General features: G+C 61.8%; 20 protein-coding genes. 10 read left to right on the top strand and 10 right to left on the bottom strand.

The window, feature by feature from the left end; genetic code table 11:
- Nucleotides 1-113 precede the first annotated feature (113 nt).
- A complete protein-coding gene (gene dusA, locus EDE08_RS32025; protein ID WP_131873238.1) occupies nt 114-1,097 on the top strand; it encodes a tRNA dihydrouridine(20/20a) synthase DusA in 984 nt (327 codons plus the stop codon).
- A 5-nt stretch (nt 1,098-1,102) separates the two neighbouring features.
- Here the strand turns inward: dusA and EDE08_RS32020 are convergent, their stop codons facing one another.
- The 5 genes from EDE08_RS32020 to EDE08_RS32000 all read right to left on the bottom strand — a co-directional run bounded on the left by EDE08_RS32020 (nt 1,103) and on the right by EDE08_RS32000 (nt 6,190).
- Nucleotides 1,103-1,657 carry a TIGR02281 family clan AA aspartic protease gene (locus EDE08_RS32020; RefSeq protein ID WP_131873240.1) on the bottom strand — a complete coding sequence of 185 codons (555 nt, stop codon included), beginning with the start codon at nt 1,655-1,657 and terminating at the stop codon, nt 1,103-1,105.
- 28 nt (nt 1,658-1,685) lie between these two features.
- The gene (locus EDE08_RS32015; protein WP_027571622.1) at nt 1,686-1,889 is read right to left on the bottom strand and encodes a DUF1289 domain-containing protein; all 204 of its coding nucleotides are present in this window, start codon (nt 1,887-1,889) and stop codon (nt 1,686-1,688) included.
- Between the two features lie 44 nt (nt 1,890-1,933).
- Nucleotides 1,934-3,529, bottom strand: coding sequence for a sensor histidine kinase (locus tag EDE08_RS32010; protein WP_131873242.1), 1,596 nt, complete (start codon nt 3,527-3,529; stop codon nt 1,934-1,936).
- 159 nt (nt 3,530-3,688) lie between these two features.
- Complete coding sequence (locus EDE08_RS32005; protein ID WP_502700656.1) at nt 3,689-5,080, bottom strand: sodium:proton antiporter; 1,392 nt, start codon at nt 5,078-5,080, stop codon at nt 3,689-3,691.
- 237 nt (nt 5,081-5,317) lie between these two features.
- On the bottom strand, nt 5,318-6,190 hold the full coding sequence (locus EDE08_RS32000) for an NAD(P)-dependent oxidoreductase (RefSeq protein WP_131873244.1): 873 nt from the start codon (nt 6,188-6,190) through the stop codon (nt 5,318-5,320).
- 184 nt (nt 6,191-6,374) lie between these two features.
- Between EDE08_RS32000 and EDE08_RS31995 the strand changes: the two genes are divergently transcribed.
- The 6 genes from EDE08_RS31995 (at nt 6,375) to EDE08_RS31970 (ending at nt 13,203) form a co-directional block, all read left to right on the top strand.
- Nucleotides 6,375-6,812 (top strand): VOC family protein, encoded by a 438-nt coding sequence (locus EDE08_RS31995; protein WP_028179674.1) that lies wholly within the window; start codon nt 6,375-6,377, stop codon nt 6,810-6,812.
- A gap of 108 nt (nt 6,813-6,920) precedes the next feature.
- Nucleotides 6,921-8,057, top strand: a complete 1,137-nt coding sequence (locus EDE08_RS31990) for an Mrp/NBP35 family ATP-binding protein (protein ID WP_131873246.1) — start codon at nt 6,921-6,923, stop codon at nt 8,055-8,057.
- Nucleotides 8,058-8,261: 204 nt separating this feature from the next.
- Nucleotides 8,262-9,350 carry a TRAP transporter substrate-binding protein gene (locus EDE08_RS31985; RefSeq protein ID WP_131873248.1) on the top strand — a complete coding sequence of 363 codons (1,089 nt, stop codon included), beginning with the start codon at nt 8,262-8,264 and terminating at the stop codon, nt 9,348-9,350.
- 166 nt (nt 9,351-9,516) lie between these two features.
- Nucleotides 9,517-10,605 (top strand): TRAP transporter substrate-binding protein, encoded by a 1,089-nt coding sequence (locus EDE08_RS31980; protein WP_131873250.1) that lies wholly within the window; start codon nt 9,517-9,519, stop codon nt 10,603-10,605.
- Between the two features lie 253 nt (nt 10,606-10,858).
- A complete protein-coding gene (locus tag EDE08_RS31975) occupies nt 10,859-11,209 on the top strand; it encodes a YunG family protein (protein ID WP_131873252.1) in 351 nt (116 codons plus the stop codon).
- Between the two features lie 203 nt (nt 11,210-11,412).
- On the top strand, nt 11,413-13,203 hold the full coding sequence (locus EDE08_RS31970) for an adenylate/guanylate cyclase domain-containing protein (RefSeq protein ID WP_131873254.1): 1,791 nt from the start codon (nt 11,413-11,415) through the stop codon (nt 13,201-13,203).
- Nucleotides 13,204-13,216: 13 nt separating this feature from the next.
- On the opposite strand, the gene EDE08_RS31965 is transcribed toward EDE08_RS31970, so the two are convergent.
- Together EDE08_RS31965 and EDE08_RS31960 are read right to left on the bottom strand one after the other, a co-directional pair.
- Nucleotides 13,217-13,708 carry a hypothetical protein gene (locus tag EDE08_RS31965; RefSeq protein ID WP_131873256.1) on the bottom strand — a complete coding sequence of 164 codons (492 nt, stop codon included), beginning with the start codon at nt 13,706-13,708 and terminating at the stop codon, nt 13,217-13,219.
- Between the two features lie 31 nt (nt 13,709-13,739).
- On the bottom strand, nt 13,740-13,922 hold the full coding sequence (locus tag EDE08_RS31960) for a hypothetical protein (RefSeq protein ID WP_131873258.1): 183 nt from the start codon (nt 13,920-13,922) through the stop codon (nt 13,740-13,742).
- Between the two features lie 551 nt (nt 13,923-14,473).
- Between EDE08_RS31960 and EDE08_RS31955 the strand changes: the two genes are divergently transcribed.
- Entirely contained in the window at nt 14,474-14,740 is a 267-nt protein-coding gene (locus tag EDE08_RS31955) for a hypothetical protein (protein WP_131873260.1), read from the top strand.
- A gap of 600 nt (nt 14,741-15,340) precedes the next feature.
- On the opposite strand, the gene EDE08_RS38680 is transcribed toward EDE08_RS31955, so the two are convergent.
- From EDE08_RS38680 to EDE08_RS31945, 3 genes are all read right to left on the bottom strand, one after another.
- Nucleotides 15,341-15,517, bottom strand: a complete 177-nt coding sequence (locus EDE08_RS38680; RefSeq protein WP_165936345.1) for a hypothetical protein — start codon at nt 15,515-15,517, stop codon at nt 15,341-15,343.
- 411 nt (nt 15,518-15,928) lie between these two features.
- On the bottom strand, nt 15,929-16,138 hold the full coding sequence (locus EDE08_RS31950) for a hypothetical protein (protein WP_131873262.1): 210 nt from the start codon (nt 16,136-16,138) through the stop codon (nt 15,929-15,931).
- 67 nt (nt 16,139-16,205) lie between these two features.
- Entirely contained in the window at nt 16,206-16,616 is a 411-nt protein-coding gene (locus EDE08_RS31945) for a hypothetical protein (RefSeq protein ID WP_131873264.1), read from the bottom strand.
- A gap of 133 nt (nt 16,617-16,749) precedes the next feature.
- Here EDE08_RS31945 and EDE08_RS31940 point away from each other — a divergent pair, with 133 nt between their 5' ends.
- Nucleotides 16,750-17,976, top strand: coding sequence for a CHAT domain-containing protein (locus tag EDE08_RS31940; protein ID WP_131873266.1), 1,227 nt, complete (start codon nt 16,750-16,752; stop codon nt 17,974-17,976).
- Between the two features lie 13 nt (nt 17,977-17,989).
- Nucleotides 17,990-19,609 (top strand): hypothetical protein, encoded by a 1,620-nt coding sequence (locus EDE08_RS31935; RefSeq protein ID WP_131873268.1) that lies wholly within the window; start codon nt 17,990-17,992, stop codon nt 19,607-19,609.
- Nucleotides 19,610-19,668 lie beyond the last annotated feature (59 nt).

Genomic DNA, 19,668 nt, shown 5'->3' with positions numbered 1-19,668 from the left:
GTACACCAAAAACGGTGCGGAATCCGAACCAGCAACTAAGCCTTTGAATCTGTAGCGGAAAAATTCAGCCGGTTTTCGTTGCGTTGGACCGACAGGACGGCTAAGCGTCTGATATGAGAAGTAAATTTTCCGTCGCCCCGATGATGGATTGGACGGACCGGCATTGCCGGGTGTTCCATCGTCATTTGTCGCGGCGGGCGTTGCTTTATACGGAGATGCTCACCACCGGCGCCGTCATTCATGGCGATCGGCTGCGGCTGCTCGGGTTCGATCATTGTGAGCATCCGGTGGCGCTTCAGCTCGGCGGCTCAGATCCGCGCGAGCTGGCCGAGGCTGCGCGGATCGGCGAGGCGTTCGGCTATGACGAGATCAACCTCAATGTCGGCTGTCCGTCCGATCGCGTGAAGGGTGGCCGCTTCGGTGCCTGCCTCATGGCAGAGCCGGAGCTGGTGGCGAGGTGCGTCGACGCGATGAAGCGCACCGTCGCGATTCCCGTCACCGTGAAGTGCCGCATCGGCATCGATGAGCAGGACCCGGAAGTCGCGCTCGATGCGCTTGTACATGCGGTGGTCGCGTCCGGCTGCGACGCGCTGATCGTGCATGCCCGCAAGGCTTGGCTCAACGGGTTGTCTCCGAAGGAGAATCGAAACGTTCCCCCGCTCGATTATGACCGCGTCTATCGCCTCAAGCACGCAATGCCTGGTGTGACTGTCATCATCAACGGCGGCATTCCTGGCATCGAAGACGCGAAAGCACATCTCGAACACGTCGACGGCGTGATGCTCGGCCGCGCCGCCTATCAGGAGCCGTGGCGGCTGCTCTCCGTGGATCGGGAGATCTTCGGCGAAGCGGCGCCGCATGCGACCATGCAGGATGCGCTCGAGGCGATGATGCCCTACATCGAGCAGCAGCTGGTGCGCGGAACGCGACTGCATGCGATCACGCGGCATTTCGTCGGCGCATTCCATGCCGTGCCGGGCGCGCGGGCCTTCCGCCGTCATCTGGCCGAACAAGGGGTGAGGCCGGGCGCTGGTCTCGAAGTGCTGCGCGATGCGATCGCGCACGTCGCTGCGCGCGCGCCGGCGGAGGCGGCGTAAGTCAGCTAGTCGACGGCCGTGCGCGAGCGGCGATGACTGCGCTGGAGTTCCGGATAGCCGGTGAGCATCAGCTTGTCGGCGCGCACGCCCCAGCTTTCAAGGCGGTCGAGGAAGCTCATGCCGAGCAGATTGGTCTTCATCTGGCCGCGCTGCACGACGAGGGCCGGCACCGACTTCTCCACGAGATGGCCGACGGCGAGACGGTCAAGCGTGAGGCGCGCCGCCTTGGTGTGGCCGCCTGCGGTCTCCAGGTCGACGTCATATTCGAGCATCTCGAGCGGCAGTCCGATTGCTTTCGCGGTTTCCCAGGTCAGCACCACCGATGTCGCGCCGGTATCGATCACCATCGGCGCGGTGACGCCATTGATCTTCGCACGCAGTGTGAATTCGCCGCCTTGGCCGCGCGGGACCTGTACGGCCGGCGCAGGGGAGGGGGGCCGTCCGCGGAAGATGTGCGAGACCTTGTGGCTGGCCCGCGCGATTTGGTCGGGGTCGCCATAGGCGACCACGGCACCTGCCGTGCCGGCGAGCATGACCAGAACGAGCAGGAAGCGGATCATCGCGCGCCTCCGACGGCCCACGGGCGGCTCAGATGCGTTTCGGCGATCCCGCGATCGGCGCAAGTCCAGCTTCCGTCATGCGCGCCGGCAAGAGGGCCATGATCGCGAGCCGGTCCGCGCTTTCCATGGCATGCCAGCGTGCGATCTCGGGCAAGGTCCGGCCGCACCCGAAGCACAGCTTGGTCTTGGGATCGATCATGCAGACGGCGACGCACGGTGTTTCTTTGCTCATTCGGACATTGTGAGGGATCGTCGGACATCTCTGCAAGCATCTCGTTAAGAGCCTGTGCCCGCACTCATGATCGGCTTGTGGCGCGGCCGGCGTTTCTCGTCGGGCAGGCCGGAACTCTCCGGCTGGAGTGGCGGAGATTCATCCGAAAGCGGGGGAAGCGCGCTCATCACACGCTCCGGCGGGAAGGTGACGATCACCTCGGTGCCGATGCGCAGCTTCGATTTCAGCGTGAACGTGCCGCCATGCAGGTCGATCAGATTCTTGGCGATCGGCAGGCCGAGGCCGGCGCCCTGTTCAGCCGACTTGATCGAATTGGAGCCCTGGCCGAACGAGGCGAGCACGACCGGAATCTCGTCCTCGGGGATGCCGGAGCCGGAATCCTTCACCGAGAGATATTGTCCGCCCGAGGCGGTCCATCCCGCCTTGAGCCAGATCTCGCCGCCCTGCGGGGTGAACTTGATCGAGTTGGAGAGCAGATTGAGCACCACCTGCCGGATCGCGCGCTCGTCGGCCCAGAGCCGCGGCATGGCCTGCTCGAACACTTCGTGGATGGTGATGCCGCGGCTCGAGGCACGCAGCTTCATCAAATGATGGCAGTCGGCGACGATGCCGACCAGCGACACCGCTTCCTCGTTGAGTTCGTAGCGGCCGGCTTCGATCCGCGACAGATCGAGGATCTCGTTGATGAGATTGAGCAGGTGCACGCCGGAATTATGGATGTCGGCGGAATATTCCTTGTAGACCGGCACCGCGTGCGCGCCGAAGATCTCGCTCTTCATCACCTCGGAGAAGCCGAGGATGGCATTCAGCGGCGTGCGCAGCTCGTGGCTCATCTGCGCGAGGAACCGCGACTTGGCGACGTTGGCGGCTTCGGCACGGTGGCGCGCTTCGTCCGAGATCGCCTTGGCCTGTTCCAGCTCGCCGATCAGCGCGTCCTTCTCTGCGCGCGCTTCCAGCGTGGCGAAGGTCGAGGAGTGGAGGCGGTGCGCCAGCAGGACGAAATAGCCTTCGGCGGCAAGCGCCAGCGCGGCCAGGATGTAATTGTCCAGCGAGCCGGTCACTGCGAAGCTCAGCGCCATCGCGACCGCGACCGGCGCCGTGGCGGCAAGGGCTGCGATCGGCAGGTTGGCGGCGAGCATGCTCGATACTGCGATCACCAGCAGCATCAGGAACATCATCAGCGTTTCCGTGACCATGTCGAGCACGGGATGGATCAGGATCGCCATCCAGCACAGGCCATAGAGCAGGTCGAGCACGACGAAGCGCGTCCGCCACGCGCGCGTCGCCGTGGGCGAGGCGGGCTCGGTCAGGAAGCGCCGGCAACTGCGAATCATGGCGCTGTGGATGCAGAGCATGCCGACGGTCCAGGCCGCGGCCGGGACCGGCTGCATCCACAGCCCGAACAGCACGCCGGTGGCCACCACCAGCAGCATCACGACATAGGAGGCGGACAGCCGCGTCTGGGCGTATTGTCGCAGCATCTCGGCGTCGAAAGCCGGCCGGGTTCCACTGGTCGACGTTAACCTGTCCCGCGCCTCGCGCACCCGCTGCGCCGCAGCCCTTCGGCTGCTCGCCGATGGCGCGCTCACCGGCTCGGCCGGCAGCTGCACAACCTCGGGCTTTTCAGCGGGGTTACTCATCAAACAACACAATTCCTGCCCACGCCGGGCGCGGGACTTCTGCGTTGTCTATCTCTGGCAAGAAATCCTTAAGAGCTGACTTAAGGAGCTAAAGAATTACGTTAACCCGGCGTTAATCCAATGCCCGGTCCCGACCTCTGCTCGCGGAACCCGCAGCCTTTACCTGAAGAAAACGAGCGTGACCAACGCGAACACAGGCAGCAGCAGGACGGAGGTCCAGGCCATGTACCCGAAGAAGCCTGGCATTGCCACGCCGCCCGCTCGCGCGATCGCGTAAACCATGAAGTTGGGCGCGTTACCGATGTAAGAGTTCGCGCCCATGAATACAGCACCTGCGGAGATCGCGGCCAGGGTCATGGCGCCATTCGTCATCAGATGCTTGGCATCGCCTCCAGCAAGCTCAAAGAAAACCAGATAGGTCGGCGCGTTGTCGAGAAAGGATGAGAGCAAGCCGGTCAACCAGAAATAGGCGGCATTGTTCGGCGTGCCGTCGACGTTGGTGACCATGTTCACGACGGAGGCAAACGCGCCGGAGTTGCCGGCGTTGAGGATCGCAAGCACGGGAATGATGGTGATGAAGATGGCGGCGAACAGCTTGGCCACTTCGATCATGGGGCCCCAAGAGAAACCGTTCGCGTCGTGGTCCTCCTTCGGCGTGACGGCAAGAGATGCAAACACGACGCCGATCATGACGGCATCGCGCAGAAGATTCTGCAGCTGGAGATGCGTGCCGAGAACCTCAAATCCGCCGAGGTCGAGCTTGGCGCTCAAGAGGATCGCAGCAATGATGACTCCCATCAGAGCGAAGTTGAGGCCGCCGCTGATCCGCAAGGGATTGTCCGGAGTTGGGTCCGGTTTGACGCGGCCTTCCTTGCGATAAAGATAAGTATCGAGGCAAAAGAACAGGGCGAGCAGAATCCAGGCCACGAACGTGGTCTGGGGGAACAGGTGCGTCGTCGTCCAGAAGAAGTCCACGCCGCGCAGGAACCCCAGGAACAACGGCGGATCTCCCAGCGGGGAGAGCGAGCCGCCGATGTTGGACACCAGAAAGATGAAGAAGATGACGACGTGCGCGTTGTGCCGCCGGTCGTCATTGGCGCGGATGACCGGCCGGATCATGACCATCGAGGCGCCGGTCGTGCCGATGACGCTCGCGATCAGAGTGCCGAGGGCGAGCAGCAGCGTATTCAGGACGGGGGAGCCGTGAAGATTGCCGCGCACCACGATTCCGCCGGCCACGGTGAACAGAGCGAGGAGCAGCAGAATGAAGGGGATGTATTCGAGCAGCGCGGTATGGACGAGTGCCTGGATGGTTGGAAGCGGGCCGTACCAGACGGCAAGCGGCAGCACGATCAGCGCGCCCCACATCGCAGCAATCTTGCCCTGGTGGTGCTCCCAGAAGTGAGGCGCTGCGAGTGGAAATATCGCGATCGACAGCAGCATGCCGGCGAAGGGGAGCGCCCATTGCGGGCGAATGCTCGCCCCGTCGAGCGATGCGGCGAGCGCCTGCGACGGTGATGCAATCAGGATCAGGAGCGCGACCGGGAGCAGGCGAGCAATGAGGCGCGATCCCCGCCGACAGGCACCACCCGCGGCAATCCCGGCGATTCCGGGTCGGAGCTCCGGCGCGACGCCGACGCAGGCGACAACGAGGATGGCGGCGATCACGCTAAGCAAGGCTCCCCCAGAAGTTTATGATTGTTTCGGTTCGCACGTTCTGACCTCGTCGCGGCCCGAGTCGCGACGAAGCACGATGCTGCACGGCCCGGGACGAGGCCGCAACAGGCCTCAGCGTTGCAGGCGTGCGAGCAGGCTCGACGTATCCCAGCGCTTGCCGCCCATCTTCTCGACTTCGGCGTAGAACTGGTCGACCAGCGCGGTGACAGGCAGGCTGGCGCCGTTGCGACGGGCCTCGGCCAGCGAGATCGACAGGTCCTTGCGCATCCATTCGACCGCGAAGCCGAAATCGTACTTGTCCTCGTTCATGGTCTTGTAGCGGTTCTCCATCTGCCAGGATTGCGCGGCCCCTTTCGAGATGGTCTCGATCACTGCGGCGACGTCGAGGCCGCTCTTTTTGGCGAAGTGGATACCCTCGGAGAGACCCTGCACCAGACCGGCGATGCAGATCTGGTTGACCATCTTCGTCAGCTGGCCGCTTCCGGCGGGCCCGAGCAGTTTGCACATCCGCGCATAGGCGCCTGTGATGATCGGCTCGGCGCCGGCATAGGCATCCTGCGCGCCTCCGCACATCACCGTCAGCACGCCATTCTCGGCGCCGGCCTGGCCGCCGGAGACCGGGGCGTCGACGAATTTGAAGCCGGCCTTGGTGGCGGCCGCGTCCAGCTCACGCGCGACCTCGGCGGAGGCGGTGGTGTGGTCGACGAAGGTCGCACCCTTCTTGATGCCAGCGAACGCGCCGTCGGGGCCGATCGTGACCGCGCGCAGGTCATTGTCGTTGCCGACGCAGCACATCACGAAATCCTGACCCTCGGCGGCCGCCTTCGGCGTCGGTGCGGTCTTGCCGCCGAACTTGTCCGCCCATTCCTTCGCCTTGGCCGCGGTGCGGTTGTAGACGGTGACCTCATGGCCCCCTTTTTTCACGAGGTGTCCGGCCATGGGGAAGCCCATCACGCCGAGACCGAGGAAAGCGACTTTAGCCATCTGTGGTACCTTGTCCGTAGTTTGGGTTTTACGGTTCTTGCCAGGCGAGGGGCGCCTGGGTTCCGCGATGAGGGCGGATTGGAGGCGCACCATAAACCCTTGAGGCCGGAGGGCAACGGCTTCGTTTGGCGGCCCCCTGTGCTAGGATGGCGGACCCAAGAACTTCAAAAAAGGGAGCGAGAGCATGGGCGGCGTGAGCGTTGGCGTCCTCGATCATTTCAACATCCGGACCCGGAATCTGGCCGAGACCGTCCGCTTCTATGCGGACGTGCTGGGCCTGGAAAAAGGCGCACGGCCGAATTTCGCCTTCCCGGGCGCCTGGATGTACAGCGAGGGTAAACCGGTGGTGCACCTCGTCGACATTTCTGCGACCGCCGAGCCACAAAAGCCGGATTCCGGCGTTGTCCACCACGTCGCCTTCGTCAGTCGCGGCTTTGACGGCATGAAGCAGCGGCTGGCGTCCAAGGGGATGAAGTTCGAGGCCCGCCAGGTGCCCGGCGGCGATCTCTGGCAGATTTTCGTCCACGACCCCAATGGGGTCATGATCGAGCTGAACTACGAGGCCGCCAGCGAGCAGGGGGCTGCGCCCGTGGAAAAGGCTGACGATATCGGCAGGCAGTAGCCTTTTGGGCGTTTCCGCTCTAATGGGGCATCCTAAAGCCTTGAGCATGATCTTGTCGGAAGACCGCTCCACATTTATCCGGATCATGCTCCGTTCAGGAGATGCGCTTTGAGCGTGACGCAGCAACAGGTTCTCGACAGTCTCGCCAAGGTCAAGTCGCCCCGCGGGGTCGCGCTCACCCATGCCAATGTGCTGAGCGCGATCAGCGCGTCCGACGGCAAGGTGTTCTTCTCGATCAATGTGGATGCCGCCGAGGCAAGGGCCTGGGAATCCGTCCGGGCCGAAGCGGAGGCCGCGGTGCGCGCTATTCCCGGCGTCACCACCGTCATGGTGGCGCTGACCGCCGAGCGCAAGCCGGGCTCCGCGCCGCCGCCAACCCCGCAGCCGAGCCGCGGCGCGCCCGGCGTGCAGCCCGCCCATGCCCACAAGCCGCCGCAGGGCGGCGGGTCGCCAATGGCGCGGCAATCGGAAATCCCGGGCGTTGCCGCCGTGATTGCGGTCGCCTCCGGCAAGGGCGGCGTCGGCAAGTCGACCACGGCGCTCAATCTGGCGCTGGGCCTGCGCGACCTCGGCCTCAAGGTCGGGCTGCTCGATGCCGATATCTACGGCCCCTCGGTGCCGCGCCTGACGGGCCTGCGCGACAAGCCGGAGCTGAACGGCGAACGCAAGATGATTCCGCTTCGGCGTTTCGGTCTCGCCATCATGTCGATCGGCTTCCTGGTCGAGGAAGAGACCGCGATGATCTGGCGCGGTCCCATGGTGATGTCGGCGGTGACGCAGATGCTGCGCGACGTCGAATGGGGCAAGCTCGACGTGCTGGTCGTCGACATGCCGCCGGGCACCGGCGATGCCCAACTCACGCTGGCCCAGAACGTGCCGCTCAAGGGCGCCGTGATCGTCTCGACCCCGCAGGACCTGTCCCTGATCGACGCGCGGCGGGGGCTTGCCATGTTCAAGAAGGTCAACGTGCCCGTTCTCGGCATCGTCGAGAATATGAGCTACTTCCAGTGCCCGCATTGCGGGACCAAGTCGGACATTTTCGGCCACGGCGGGGCGCGGCATGAGGCGGAGAAGCTCGGGGTGCCGTTCCTCGGCGAGATCCCCCTGCACATGGCAATTCGCGCCACCTCGGACGCCGGTAATCCCGTGGTCGACAGCGAGCCGGACGGTCCTCATGCGGCGATCTACCGCGCCATCGCAGGGCAGGTCCGGGACCAGCTGAAGGGCGTCATTGCCGCAGCCTGAACCGGCCGGCCGCGGGGCCCCCGGGACATGCGACTTTTGTAGAGCCCCGTCATGCCATTGTCGCGTTCCGTAACCGCGCGGTCCGTGTTAAAGGCGCACGGCAGTCAAGCCCCTTCGGTTCGACGCGACATCGACGCGTCGCCGGAATGAGCGGCGGCATAAGAGAAGTTAAGGGGAAACGCCCCAGCAAGGAGAGACCTGAATATGAAGCGTCGTGATTTTCTCAAAGTATCGGCAGCAGGCGCGGCGGCGACCGCAGTGGCCTCGCCGGCGATCGCACAGTCCTCGCCCGAGGTGAAGTGGCGCCTGACTTCGAGCTTCCCGAAGTCGCTCGACACCATCTATGGCGGCGCCGAGCAGGTGGCGAAGTACGTCGCCGAGATGACTGACAACAAGTTCCAGATTCAGGTGTTCGCCGCCGGCGAAATCGTCCCCGGCCTCCAGGCGCTCGATGCGACCACGAACGGCACGGTCGACATGTGCCACACCGTGTCCTACTACTATGTCGGCAAGGACCCCACCTTCGCGATCTTCGCCTCGGTGCCGTTCGGCCTCAACGCGCGCCAGCAGAACTCGTGGCTCTATCAGGGCGGCGGCAACGAGCTCGCCAACGAGTTCTTCAAGAAGTCGAACGTGATCGGCTTCCCCTGCGGCAACACCGGCACCCAGATGGGCGGCTGGTTCCGCAAGGAGATCAAGACCGTTGCCGACCTCTCCGGCCTCAAGATGCGCATCGGCGGCATCGCCGGCCAGGTGCTTCAGAAGGTCGGCGTGGTGCCGCAGCAGCTCGCCGGCGGCGACATCTATCCGGCGCTGGAGAAGGGCACCATCGACGCCGCCGAGTGGGTCGGCCCCTACGATGACGAGAAGCTCGGCTTCGCCAAGGTTGCCAAGTACTATTACTATCCGGGCTTCTGGGAAGGCGGTCCGACCGTCCATGCCTTCGCCAACCTGGAAAAGTTCAATGCGCTGCCGAAGAACTACCAGGCGATCCTCACCAACGCGACCACCCATGCCAACACCTGGATGGCTGCGCGCTACGACATGCAGAACCCGGCCGCGCTGAAGCGCCTGGTCGCCGGCGGCACCCAGCTTCGCCCGTTCACCAACGAAGTGCTGGAAGCCTGCCTCAAGTCCACGAACGAGCTGTGGGCCGAGATTTCGGCCAAGAACGCCGACTTCAAGAAGTCGATCGACGCCATGCAGGCCTACCGCTCCGATGAATATCTGTGGTGGCAGGTCGCCGAATATACCTACGACAGCTTCATGATCCGCTCGCGCACACGCGGCTGATCTGCGGCTTTAGTCGTAGGACCAAATCGCCCGGCCTCGCTAGCGAGGCCGGGCTTTTTCTTTGCCGCGGTGCGATCGGGATGGCGTTCGGCCGCGGCTTGCGCCATGCTGGCGGCAAGCCTCGACAAGAAGGCCCACAATCACTGGTACATCAGGGCAGGAAATCATGAAGAGAAGAGACTTCATCAAGGTCACAGGACTTGGTGCGGCCGGCACCGCCACGCTCGCGGCTCCCGCGATCGCGCAGTCGATGCCGGACATCAAATGGCGCATGCCGACGAGCTGGCCGAAATCGCTCGACACGCTGTTTGGCGGCGCCGAGATGATGTGCAAGATGGTCGCGGAGGCGACCGACAACAAATTCCAGATCCAGATCTTCGCGGCTGGCGAGATCGTGCCGGGCCTCCAGGTGCTCGACGCCGTGCAGAACGGCACCTGCGAAATCGGTCACACGGCGTCCTACTATTATTTCGGCAAGGACCCGACCTTCACCTTCGGCTCGGCCGTGCCGTTCGGTCCCAACATGCGCATCAACCAGGCCTGGTACATGCTCGGCGGCGGCCGCGACGTGCTCAACGAGTTCTACAAGAGCTATAACGTCGTCTCGCTGCTCGCGGGCAACACCGGCTGCCAGATGGGCGGCTGGTTCAGGAAAGAAGTCAACACGCCCGAGGATCTCAAGGGCATAAAATTCCGCATCGGCGGCTTCACCGGCCGTGTGCTCCAGAAGCTCGGCGTGGTGCCGCAGCAGCTCGCCGGCGGCGATATCTATCCAGCGCTGGAGAAGGGCACCATCGATGCCGCCGAATGGGTTGGCCCCTATGACGACGAGAAGCTCGGCTTCTACAAGATCGCGCCGCACTACTATTATCCCGGCTGGTGGGAAGGCGGGCCGATGCTGATGGCCTTCGTCAACCTCGACAAGTGGAACGCGCTGCCGAAATATTACCAGAGCGTGCTGGAGCAGGCCGGCCATTACGCCAACAACTACATGATGGCGCGCTACGACAACGCCAATCCGCTGGCGCTGAAGAAGCTGCTCGCGGGCGGCACCAAGCTGCATGCCTTCTCGCCCTCGATCATGGATGCTTGCTACAAGGCCGCCAAGGAGCTGCACGCCGAAGTCGCTGCGACCAACCCCAACTTCAAGAAGGTGAACGACTCGCTCGCCAAGTTCACGAGCGACGGCTACGCGTGGTTCCAGGTCGCCGAGGTCGGCTACGACATCTTCATGGCGCGGCGTTCGCAGAGCTGATCAAACTGTTCGCCGCATGCAGCGTCCCGGAGCAATGGCTCCGGGACGCTGTCTTTTCTAAGGGCTTCCAAACAAAAACTGCAAAACAACCCCATGCACAGTAGGCGGGGATAGGTTCATCAATGACTTGGACGGCCTGGCGCGAGCTTCTACGGAATTACCGAACTCGCTTGATGCGTCGGGCAAAACAGTGGTAGAATTTCTCAATCGAATAATCCGAACTTTCGGCTCGGTGCCGGGCCCGGGGAATCCGATGAGCTTCGATTCCGATCAGGTTCAAAGCGCATTGCGCAAGGCATGGTCGCTGGCGACGGCCAGCCGATGGACCGCGAGCAATCCCGCGGCCGGCCAATGCAACGTCACTGCGCTGCTCGTTCACGACCTTTTCGGCGGTGACTTGCTGAAGACGCCTCTGCCGGCCGGCGACCATTTCTACAATCGGATCGAGGGCCGGAGGTACGACTTCACGGCGAGCCAGTTCGATCAGCCGATCGGCTACATGGATTTAGCTGCAAGTCGCGCCGACGCGGAGTCGGGAGCGACAAGCGAACAACTGGCCGAACTGAGAACAGCCTTTCAAGAGTGCCGTATCAGGCCAGACTAGGGCGTGTACTCATAAATCAGGTGTTTGGTTTGGGCGCTCCAGATGTCCGCTCACCCCTGAACAACGGTACAAAAGCGAGACGTCGCCGCAGGTCGCCGATGGGCCAATAACCGACGTCAGCCTGGGTCAACATACCGTCAAAAACGCGTTTGGCACCGCCGTCTGATCCGTCGTACAGTGTGCTGTGGGTTGGATTACGCGCCATGGTGCAAGAGCGGCCAGTCCGGGTCGAGCGGAGGTTATCGGCGATATTGGCCGCCGATGTGGTTGGCTATTCGCGGCTCATGCATCACGACGAAGAAGCTACGCATGCCAAACTGACCGCGCTCCTCGCGGACAGTGTCACGCCCGCGATCTCCGAACACGGCGGTCGCATCGTGAAGAACACGGGCGACGGGTTCTTGGCAGAATTTCCAAGCGCGGTCGAAGCGATTCGAGCTGCTGTGCAGTTCCAGACCCGCATCAAGGAAGTTACAATCGCTGAGGCGGAAGACAGACGCATTGCTTTCCGGGTGGGCGTCAATATCGGCGACGTAATTGTCGAGCCCCACGACATCTTTGGAGATGGCGTTAACATCGCGGCGCGGCTCGAGAGCATCGCAGAACCAGGCGGCATCTGCATCTCGGCATCTGCCTACGACCAAGTCCGGGGCAAGGTCGGCGTCGAGTTCGCCGATCTCGGCGAGCAAAACTTCAAGAATATCGCCCGCCCGCTTCGGGCCTATGCCCTGGTCCGGGATGGATCTGGCCCTGTGATACAGTCGGACCGCGTGACGCCACCCCCGTTTTCACCGCCTCATCTTTCCATCGTTGTGCTGCCCTTTGCCAACCTCAGTGGTGATTCCGAGCAGGACTATTTCGTGGATGGCGTAACCGAGAGCCTGACGACCGACTTATCGCGCATCAGCGGCTCATTCGTGATCGGTCGACACACTGCATTCACCTATAAGGGCAAAGCGGTTGACCTTAAGAAGGTTGGGCGCGAATTGAACGTCCACTATGTGCTCGAAGGCTCCGTGCAGCGGCGCGGCAATCGACTTCGGATCAACGTGCAACTGATCGACGCGGAAACCGGCGCGCACCTGTGGGCCGACCGTTTTGACAAGCCCGTTGCCGACCTATTCGATATGCAGGACGAGATTGTATCGCGCCTCGCCAACACGCTAGAAGCTCAACTCACTGAGTACGAGGCCAGGCGGTCCGAACGATCTCCGCATCTCACTTCAATGGACCTGTATTTTCAAGGTACAGCTTTATTGAACAAGGGGCGGACCCCCGAACGCATGGCACAAGCACGCGCTTTTCTTGAGCAGGCGTTGGCGCTTAATCCCAAAAATGTTGCGGCGATGGTCGGTATGGCGATCGTCGATTTGACAGTTGGATCGGGCCTCTATTCCGAGGATCGGGCTGCGCGTCTCGCGATGGCCGAGGCGACTGTGGTGAAGGCGCTGTCTCATGCGCCGAATCATCCTCTTGCCCATTTGGTATTTGGCGACCTGCTAATTCTAACGAACCGCGCGCCTCAAGGGATAGCTGAATGCGAGCGAGCGTTGGCCTTAGATCGCAATTTAGCCGGGGCGCATGCGCTGATCGGTGCCGCCAAATTTGTTATGGGTCGCGCAGCTGAGACCGAGGCCCACATGAACGAGGCGATCCGCCTTTCTCCCCGCGACGTCAACGTCTATCGCTGGCTGCTGTTCGCCGGCGCCGCCAAATTGCAGCTTTCGGCGGATGCCGAGGCAGTTGGCTCCTTGCTCCACAGCATCGAAGCCAACCGAAATTATGCCATTACACATTTCTTGCTCGCCGCCGGACTCGCGCTACTCGGCTCGCTGGATCAGGCGAAAGCAGCTGCAAGGGCAGGATTTGCGCTCGATCCAAGCTTTACTATCCGTCGGTTCCGCAACGGCGCACTGAGCGAACATCCAGCTTACCTCGCCATGCGCGAGCGCATCTATCAGGGTCTGCACATGGCAGGGGTATCGGAGGGGTAATGTCGGCAATGGGTCAAAGGCGGCGGTCCGCACCGGAGGCGATGACTTCTGCTCCGCCCCCGAGTCCAGACCTGCCGCTGCACTGCGCCACCAACGCGATGGGCCAGAACCGGAACTGCGCTGGGTCTCGGACTTGAGACCGCGACAAGTCCAGCGTGAGGGAGACCACCACCAGCGTAAGAAGGAACAGAGCAAAGATCGAAATTGTCACGCTTCGTCCCCAGTCGGTGACCACCCGCGCCAACCACAACATGGCAACGAGAGACGAGCATCCGGAGACACCGATGGCCAGGGCATCCGCCTCGCGGGTAAGACCTAGCGGGAGTTTTAGTCCAATGTAGACCACGAACCCCGCTATAAAAATCGACCAAGCCACCCATCCAATCGAAACCGCTTCCTCTAGCGATAGCTTTCGGCCGAAGAACCACTGAGCGCGCGACACCATGAATGCAGAGGCGGCGAGCACGGCCGCAGAGACCGTCCCAAGGTGTTCAGCAGGGGTCATTGCGTTCCCGGTCGTAGGGTTTTTTGAGGTCTCAGATGAGGCCGAAAGTGATCGCGATTAAAAAGAACACGGCCAGCCCGATGGCGACCATCTTAAATATGTAAGCGGCCTCAACGTCGTGCCCAAGCCATTCGAAGTCCGGCCCCCATAGGACGGTCGCGACGAACCCCAGAACGAGCGTCGTGATCAGCAGGATCACGTAGACGGTGTCCATATGGAACGACCTTTATCGTCACTGCCACGACCACTCACCCATGAGGCCGATAAACCACCCGGCATTGAAGGCGACAACAAGCATAAGGAGGCAGGTCAACAAAGAGGGCTCGACGTCCTGAACACCTTGGGCACGCCAAATTGCGAGTAGTCCCAGCGCACAAATTCCCGAGCAAAGAGCAGGCCAGATCGCTGCGAACCGCCCCCGATGGGTCCGTGGCAGACGCCTGGCCCGGCGAGATGCCACCAAGGCAGTCAAGGCCAACACAATCAGACAAGCGGTGAGCAAGTACATTCGACGGGATCCCAGGCGCAACCGCCGCCATCTCGAGGGCGCTGGCGAACCAATAGCGCGCGTTGATTTCCTCAACCTTAAAGCGATGGAGAAAAGTGTTAATCGTCCGACGGCCAACCTCTTTGAGCGCATATCGCAAGCTTTTACCTATCTTCAGACGCTTTGGCTCACGTTAGGCACGGGCAGACGCGCCCTTAAAGGTATGCAAACCTTGTTCGTATAGCGGCGCGAGGCGGCTTTGTGTTACCATGGTGAGCATGTTTCGCATCAAAATCCCGCCCACCGTTCTCCTCTTCCTTATCGTCGGGGGCGCGTCCTGCATTTTCGTGTTTTACGGCCTCTATCTACTGATCGCGCTGATTGCCTTGAACCTGGCCTGCCTGCTGTTCGCCCCGATCGCGAGGCGGCGCGGATGGGGCGCTGAAGGGCGGCTCACGAGACATCTCGACCGTCCCCGGATGGAAGACGAAAGCCGCAGGGCCATTAGGCGCGAGAGCGTACGTACCCTGCAGGAAGAGCGATGACTGCCTCAGAGGAAGTCCGAATTTGGCGGCTTCGAGTGCGCGGCTTTACGGTTGCTGGAGTTGCATGTCTCGCCTTGATTTTCTTGCTGAAGATTCTCGATCCAATCGAGCTTGTGAAAATCTTCCTTGGTGCCCTTGTTCTGTTTTTCGCCTTCCTTTGGCTGTGCGGGCTATATTGCACCTACCGGTATTGGAGAGGTTTTAGAGAGGATGAAATACGGCGCGGCGGATCAGCGGAAACCGCTCGCGTAAAATGGCATGAACTGCACCCGCCCCCTGACTAGATGGTGGTGGGCCGCTTTGGGTCAGAAGCGTCGGTTTGGCCCTTACCTGCAAACTTCTGGTCTTCCCCTACTGGCGGACCTGTGACTGCAGTGCGCCTACGGCGCCGAGGGCCACAAGCGGAAGACAGCGTATGACTGAAGAAGAGCCGCCAACTAAAGGCCGCCTTACTTCATGTCCTATTGAGAACCCTGCCGGTGTTTTCGTCCTTAATAGGCACCAAAGTGGACCGTTGATCCCTGAATTACTTCGGCGGCTGTAGGCCGGGAGACCGCAGGACCGAATGGCCACCCAGGCCCCGCCTTGCGGTTGTGCTGTCTATACCCGCTTGCGGTCCAGCATCGCCTGCTCAACTTGATCGGCCAGGATGGTAAGATGGCTCGCAATCCTATCGAACACCTGACGTTTTCGCGGATCAGTGGCTAAGTCCCGGATAAGAGCGGCTTCCGCCGCGTCCTTCCTAAGCTTTTCGATTTGAGCCAAATAATCCTGCATGTGCTCACTCCACCAGCGGCACGCAGTCGTCATTGGCTCGGCCGCTAGAACGATAAATTAGGACACTTCTAAATTCAACTTGAGACACCGGGGATCGAATACGGGCGCACCCGCCCGTGAACAGGAATAAACGGCGCCCCTAGCACGGAATGAGAACGTCAAGGTCCGCTCAGGGTCATCAGCAGTAATGCTCTAACCGATCAGAAGATTTCCGCTCGGCCCTCAAGAGCCGACTCGCTCTTATGAGGACCGCCCTGGCCGAACTGAGAACAGCCTTTCAGGAGCACTTATCAGGCCAGACTAAAGCGCGATGAGATTTGGATGAATCGTCATCGCATGATCTTTCCGGAAAACCGCTGCGCACTTTTCCGGATCATGCTTTAGCGGCAGCCGAGGTTGGTCCAGCCGCCGTCAGCGAGCGACGCCGGCCGCGTCTTTCGTGCTTGGCATGAGCCAATCGAGTCCGAGTAGACCGGCCTCGAGGATAGCGACGGCGACAATGCCGCCGAGCCAGCCGAAAAAGATGATGGAAAAGGTGCCGAGCAAGATCGCGCAAAAGACGTCGGCGAGCACCTTGCAGATGCCGAAGTCTTGGTCTTGGCCAGAAGCGAAGTAAGGCATCGGGCTCCTCCAGGCGCTGATCCTCAGCTCTGGATTCAACCGCGTGCAAAAGCGTATGTTTCGCGGGTCAATTCTTCGATTGTCCGAAATCGAGTGGCGGTGGCAACTCGATGCCCGGGATCTCGATCTTGATCTTGTCCAGGTCCACTTTCGTGGGTGCGTCGAGCAGCCCAGTCACCGTTATCGGGAATGCAATGACGACTGCCCTGTCGGTGCTGCGCCGGAAGATGGAGCCGGCCGGTCCTTCACAGTGATCACCAAAGCGAGAGGTGTGAAGCGGTTCACAGTCACTTCGAGAGAAATTCGCTAGAAATTCCGGGAAGCTAGCGAGCTTTCCTTGATTGCGCCGACCGATGCCGTGCGGTGCGCCGCCGCGAGCAGGGCTGCGCAGGTCAAGACGAAAGGCCGCCCGAACTCGGGGTGTGCGTCCTGGTCCGGCAGAACGCCGGCTGCCAAAATTACGGGCTGCGGTCTCCACCGCTTCTCAGGTGCGGAGCGCGGGAATGCCGCGGCACGACGCCCGCCATATGCCGTGTGGGCCTTGCTGGCTGCCTGGGACTTTCTTGCAAGGCGCCTTTTTGCGCTGACGGTGCGCGGCTGAGGATTGCGTCGTGGCGAAGGTCGTTTTCAATCTGACCATTGAAGATTGTGGCGAAGACCATTGCCGCATCGTTGCGGAATACAATTCGTCGAGCCGCGAGATCGAGGTCGAGAAGCTCAAGCCGAGTTTCCGCCAGAACCTGAGACCGCTGCAGGAAGCGATTCTCCAGAGCCCTGCCGCGCGCAGCGCCGAGGCCGCGCTACGCCCGCGAAACCCGGATGCGGCCGCGGCAAATGACGGCCATGAAGCAAGACCCGCCATCCGTGATGCTGCCGGAGCTCTGACCTCGGGATCGGACGAGCGAATTGTCCAGGAAATCGGTTCGCAGCTCTTCGACTTCATCTTTCAGCGAAAGATCCTCGAACTCTATCAGGAATGTTTCCAGGCGGCGCGAAGAGACGACCAGCCGTTCCTGATCCGCTTGCGAGTCAGCGATCCCGCGCTCGCCTACGTGCCCTGGGAGACGATGTACGACAGGAAGAACCGCATCTATGTGACGACCTCCCAGAGCACACCGTTCACGCGGGCTGTCGACGACTATGGCGAAGAACGTCGGATGAGCGCGGCAAGGCCGATACGGGTGCTTGGCATGGCGGCGAGGGTCAAGGTTCTGAACGGATTTCCGCTGGATGAGATCGAGGTCGACGCCGAGCAGGTCGCGATCAAGAGGGCACTTCACGAATTGAACGACGGCAAGAGACTGAAGCTGTCCTGGATTCCTTCGGCAAAGGCGCGCGATCTCAACCGTCGTTTCCTGAGGGGAGATGACGGCAAACGGTGGGATCTGTTTCACTTCATCGGTCACGGCGGACACGATCCGGATCGGCAGATGGGCTTCATCGTGGTGCAGGAAGAGGGCGGATCGAGCGGGACTCGGCTGTATGCCGACACGTTGAAAGTGTTCCTTACCCAGCCCGGCCAAACGCCGAGCCTCGTCGTCCTGAACTCCTGCAGCGGGGCGCAATCCGACGGTCCCCTGTTCTCGAGCACCGCTGCCGAGCTCATTCAGGGCGGCGTCCCTGCGGTGATCGCCATGCAGTTCGAGATCAGCGACAACATGGGGCTCGCGTTCGCCGATACGTTCTACACCTATCTCGCCGACAACGTCTCGATTCAGGCCGCCCTGGCGCATACGAGGGCCGAATTGAAGGCGCGCCACTTCGCCGAATGGATTTCTCCGGTTCTCTACATGCGCGGCCTCGATGGTGAAATCTTCGTGGACCGGGCTGGACCCTAGCGGATGTTCATCAATGTACGGCTTTGACCCGTCCATCGTTGCTCTCGGCCTCGGTGCGATCGCAATCTGCATCGTCAGCGCGATCGACTTTCACGCTCCTTTCGAAGCCGTGGAGATCCGCTATGCCGTGATGCGCGACCGCTACTATTTTGCGGTCCTCGCCTACGTCACGATCGCCGTGGTCTTCTACGTGTTCATGGTCATCCAAATCCGCTGGCTGACCAATCAACTCTTTCCCGGACGCGGCGCCGGCCTGCTCATTGCCGTACCGGCGACGATCGCATTCATGGTGCTGGCGCCGCACCTGCCGATTCTATCTCGGGTGATCGGACTTCTGAGAACCATGATGCAGACGCTGGCGCGCTACCCGCAGGCCGTGGAGACCGTGATCGTGGCCATCGCGCGTTCGCCCATCCGGGTGACGGAGCGCGCAAAGCCGGAGTTGCAGCGCGAGCTCGAAGGATATGGCGTTCCCGCGAGGCTGATCGAGAAAGCGCTCAATCAGGATGACGAAGTGCTTGCCGCCGGCGCGACGGCCATGATCATGCAGGTTGCTTCACTTCACACCAGTTTCGTCGAACTGCGCGGCAACCCGCGCTTCGAGAAGTTCTTCGGCGCGCGGAAAGCCGCGTTTGGCGAACTGGAGCGGCAGTATCGGCGAATGCTGCGACGGTCGGCGCGGGCCCTCCTGCTGACGGAAGACATCATGGTGTCGGATGTCGACGCGCGGGAGCTGGTGCTCGAGATCTCCGACTTCATCGCGGAAGAGTGTGAGGATTTGCGGGTCGCATACCAGCGTCGTCTGGCCGAGGCGACCTTGTCGGTCGTCGACAGGCGCGATTCCCGGACGGAGCTGATATCCAGCTTCGGGTATCAGACCGTTCTGCCACAGCCATTGCCGTTTGCACCCCTGGTGACGATCTTCGTCCTCGACTTCGCGGTCTCTGTCGCGCCGCTGTTCTTCCTCGATCTGCCGAAGAAGTTTGCGGTTGGTTCGCTGGCCGGAGGCCTCTCGTCCCTGGCACACGCGGTCGCGCTGACGGTCTCGATTTTCTTTGCAATCTATCCGAAGGCCGCGACGAATTTCGCGCGCCCCTCGCTGTACGCGTTGCCCTGGAGCTCTTACGTGGTCTTCGGGGCGTGCTCCTATCTGGCGGGCAACTTCATACTATGGTTGACTTACAGCACGATTCCGATCGCTGAAGGCTGGCTGGCGAAGAATCATCCGTTTGCGGCGAGCTCGCTGTTCTCCCTGATCTTCCTGGTCAACACGCTGGTCCTGAGCATTCTTCTCGACGTGCGGCTGAGGGCGGATCGGCTGGATTATCACGAGGCGAGACTGAAGGACGGCGCGGCCCATGCGGTGGTCATGGCGTCGCTGATGTTCAGCCTTCTCGTCAGCTTCGTAGTGGTGACCAGGGCCTTTGGTCTGGAAATGCCGACCATCCCGTTGTCGTGGTACGCCGGCATCGTCGGGTCATTCGGAATTCTCGGCTTCGTGGTCGGATATCTCGTGCCCTCGACGGCGGAAGCCTACATCGAATCCAACAAGATGATCCGGAAGTCGTCGGCGCTCGATGGCAATCTGCTCGGCTGGGCCGCGCCTGCGTCGCAGTCGACTGTCAAACCTTGAGCTCTGTCGGAGGTGGCGCGCGTCGTGCGCCCCGCCGCATCTGAAGGACGTCACGAAGA

Origin of the sequence: Bradyrhizobium sp. R2.2-H (assembly GCF_004346455.1) — a bacterium.
In the GTDB taxonomy this organism is placed as follows: Bacteria; Pseudomonadota; Alphaproteobacteria; order Rhizobiales; family Xanthobacteraceae; genus Bradyrhizobium; species Bradyrhizobium diversitatis.
This window is presented reverse-complemented; position numbering and strand designations above follow the sequence as displayed.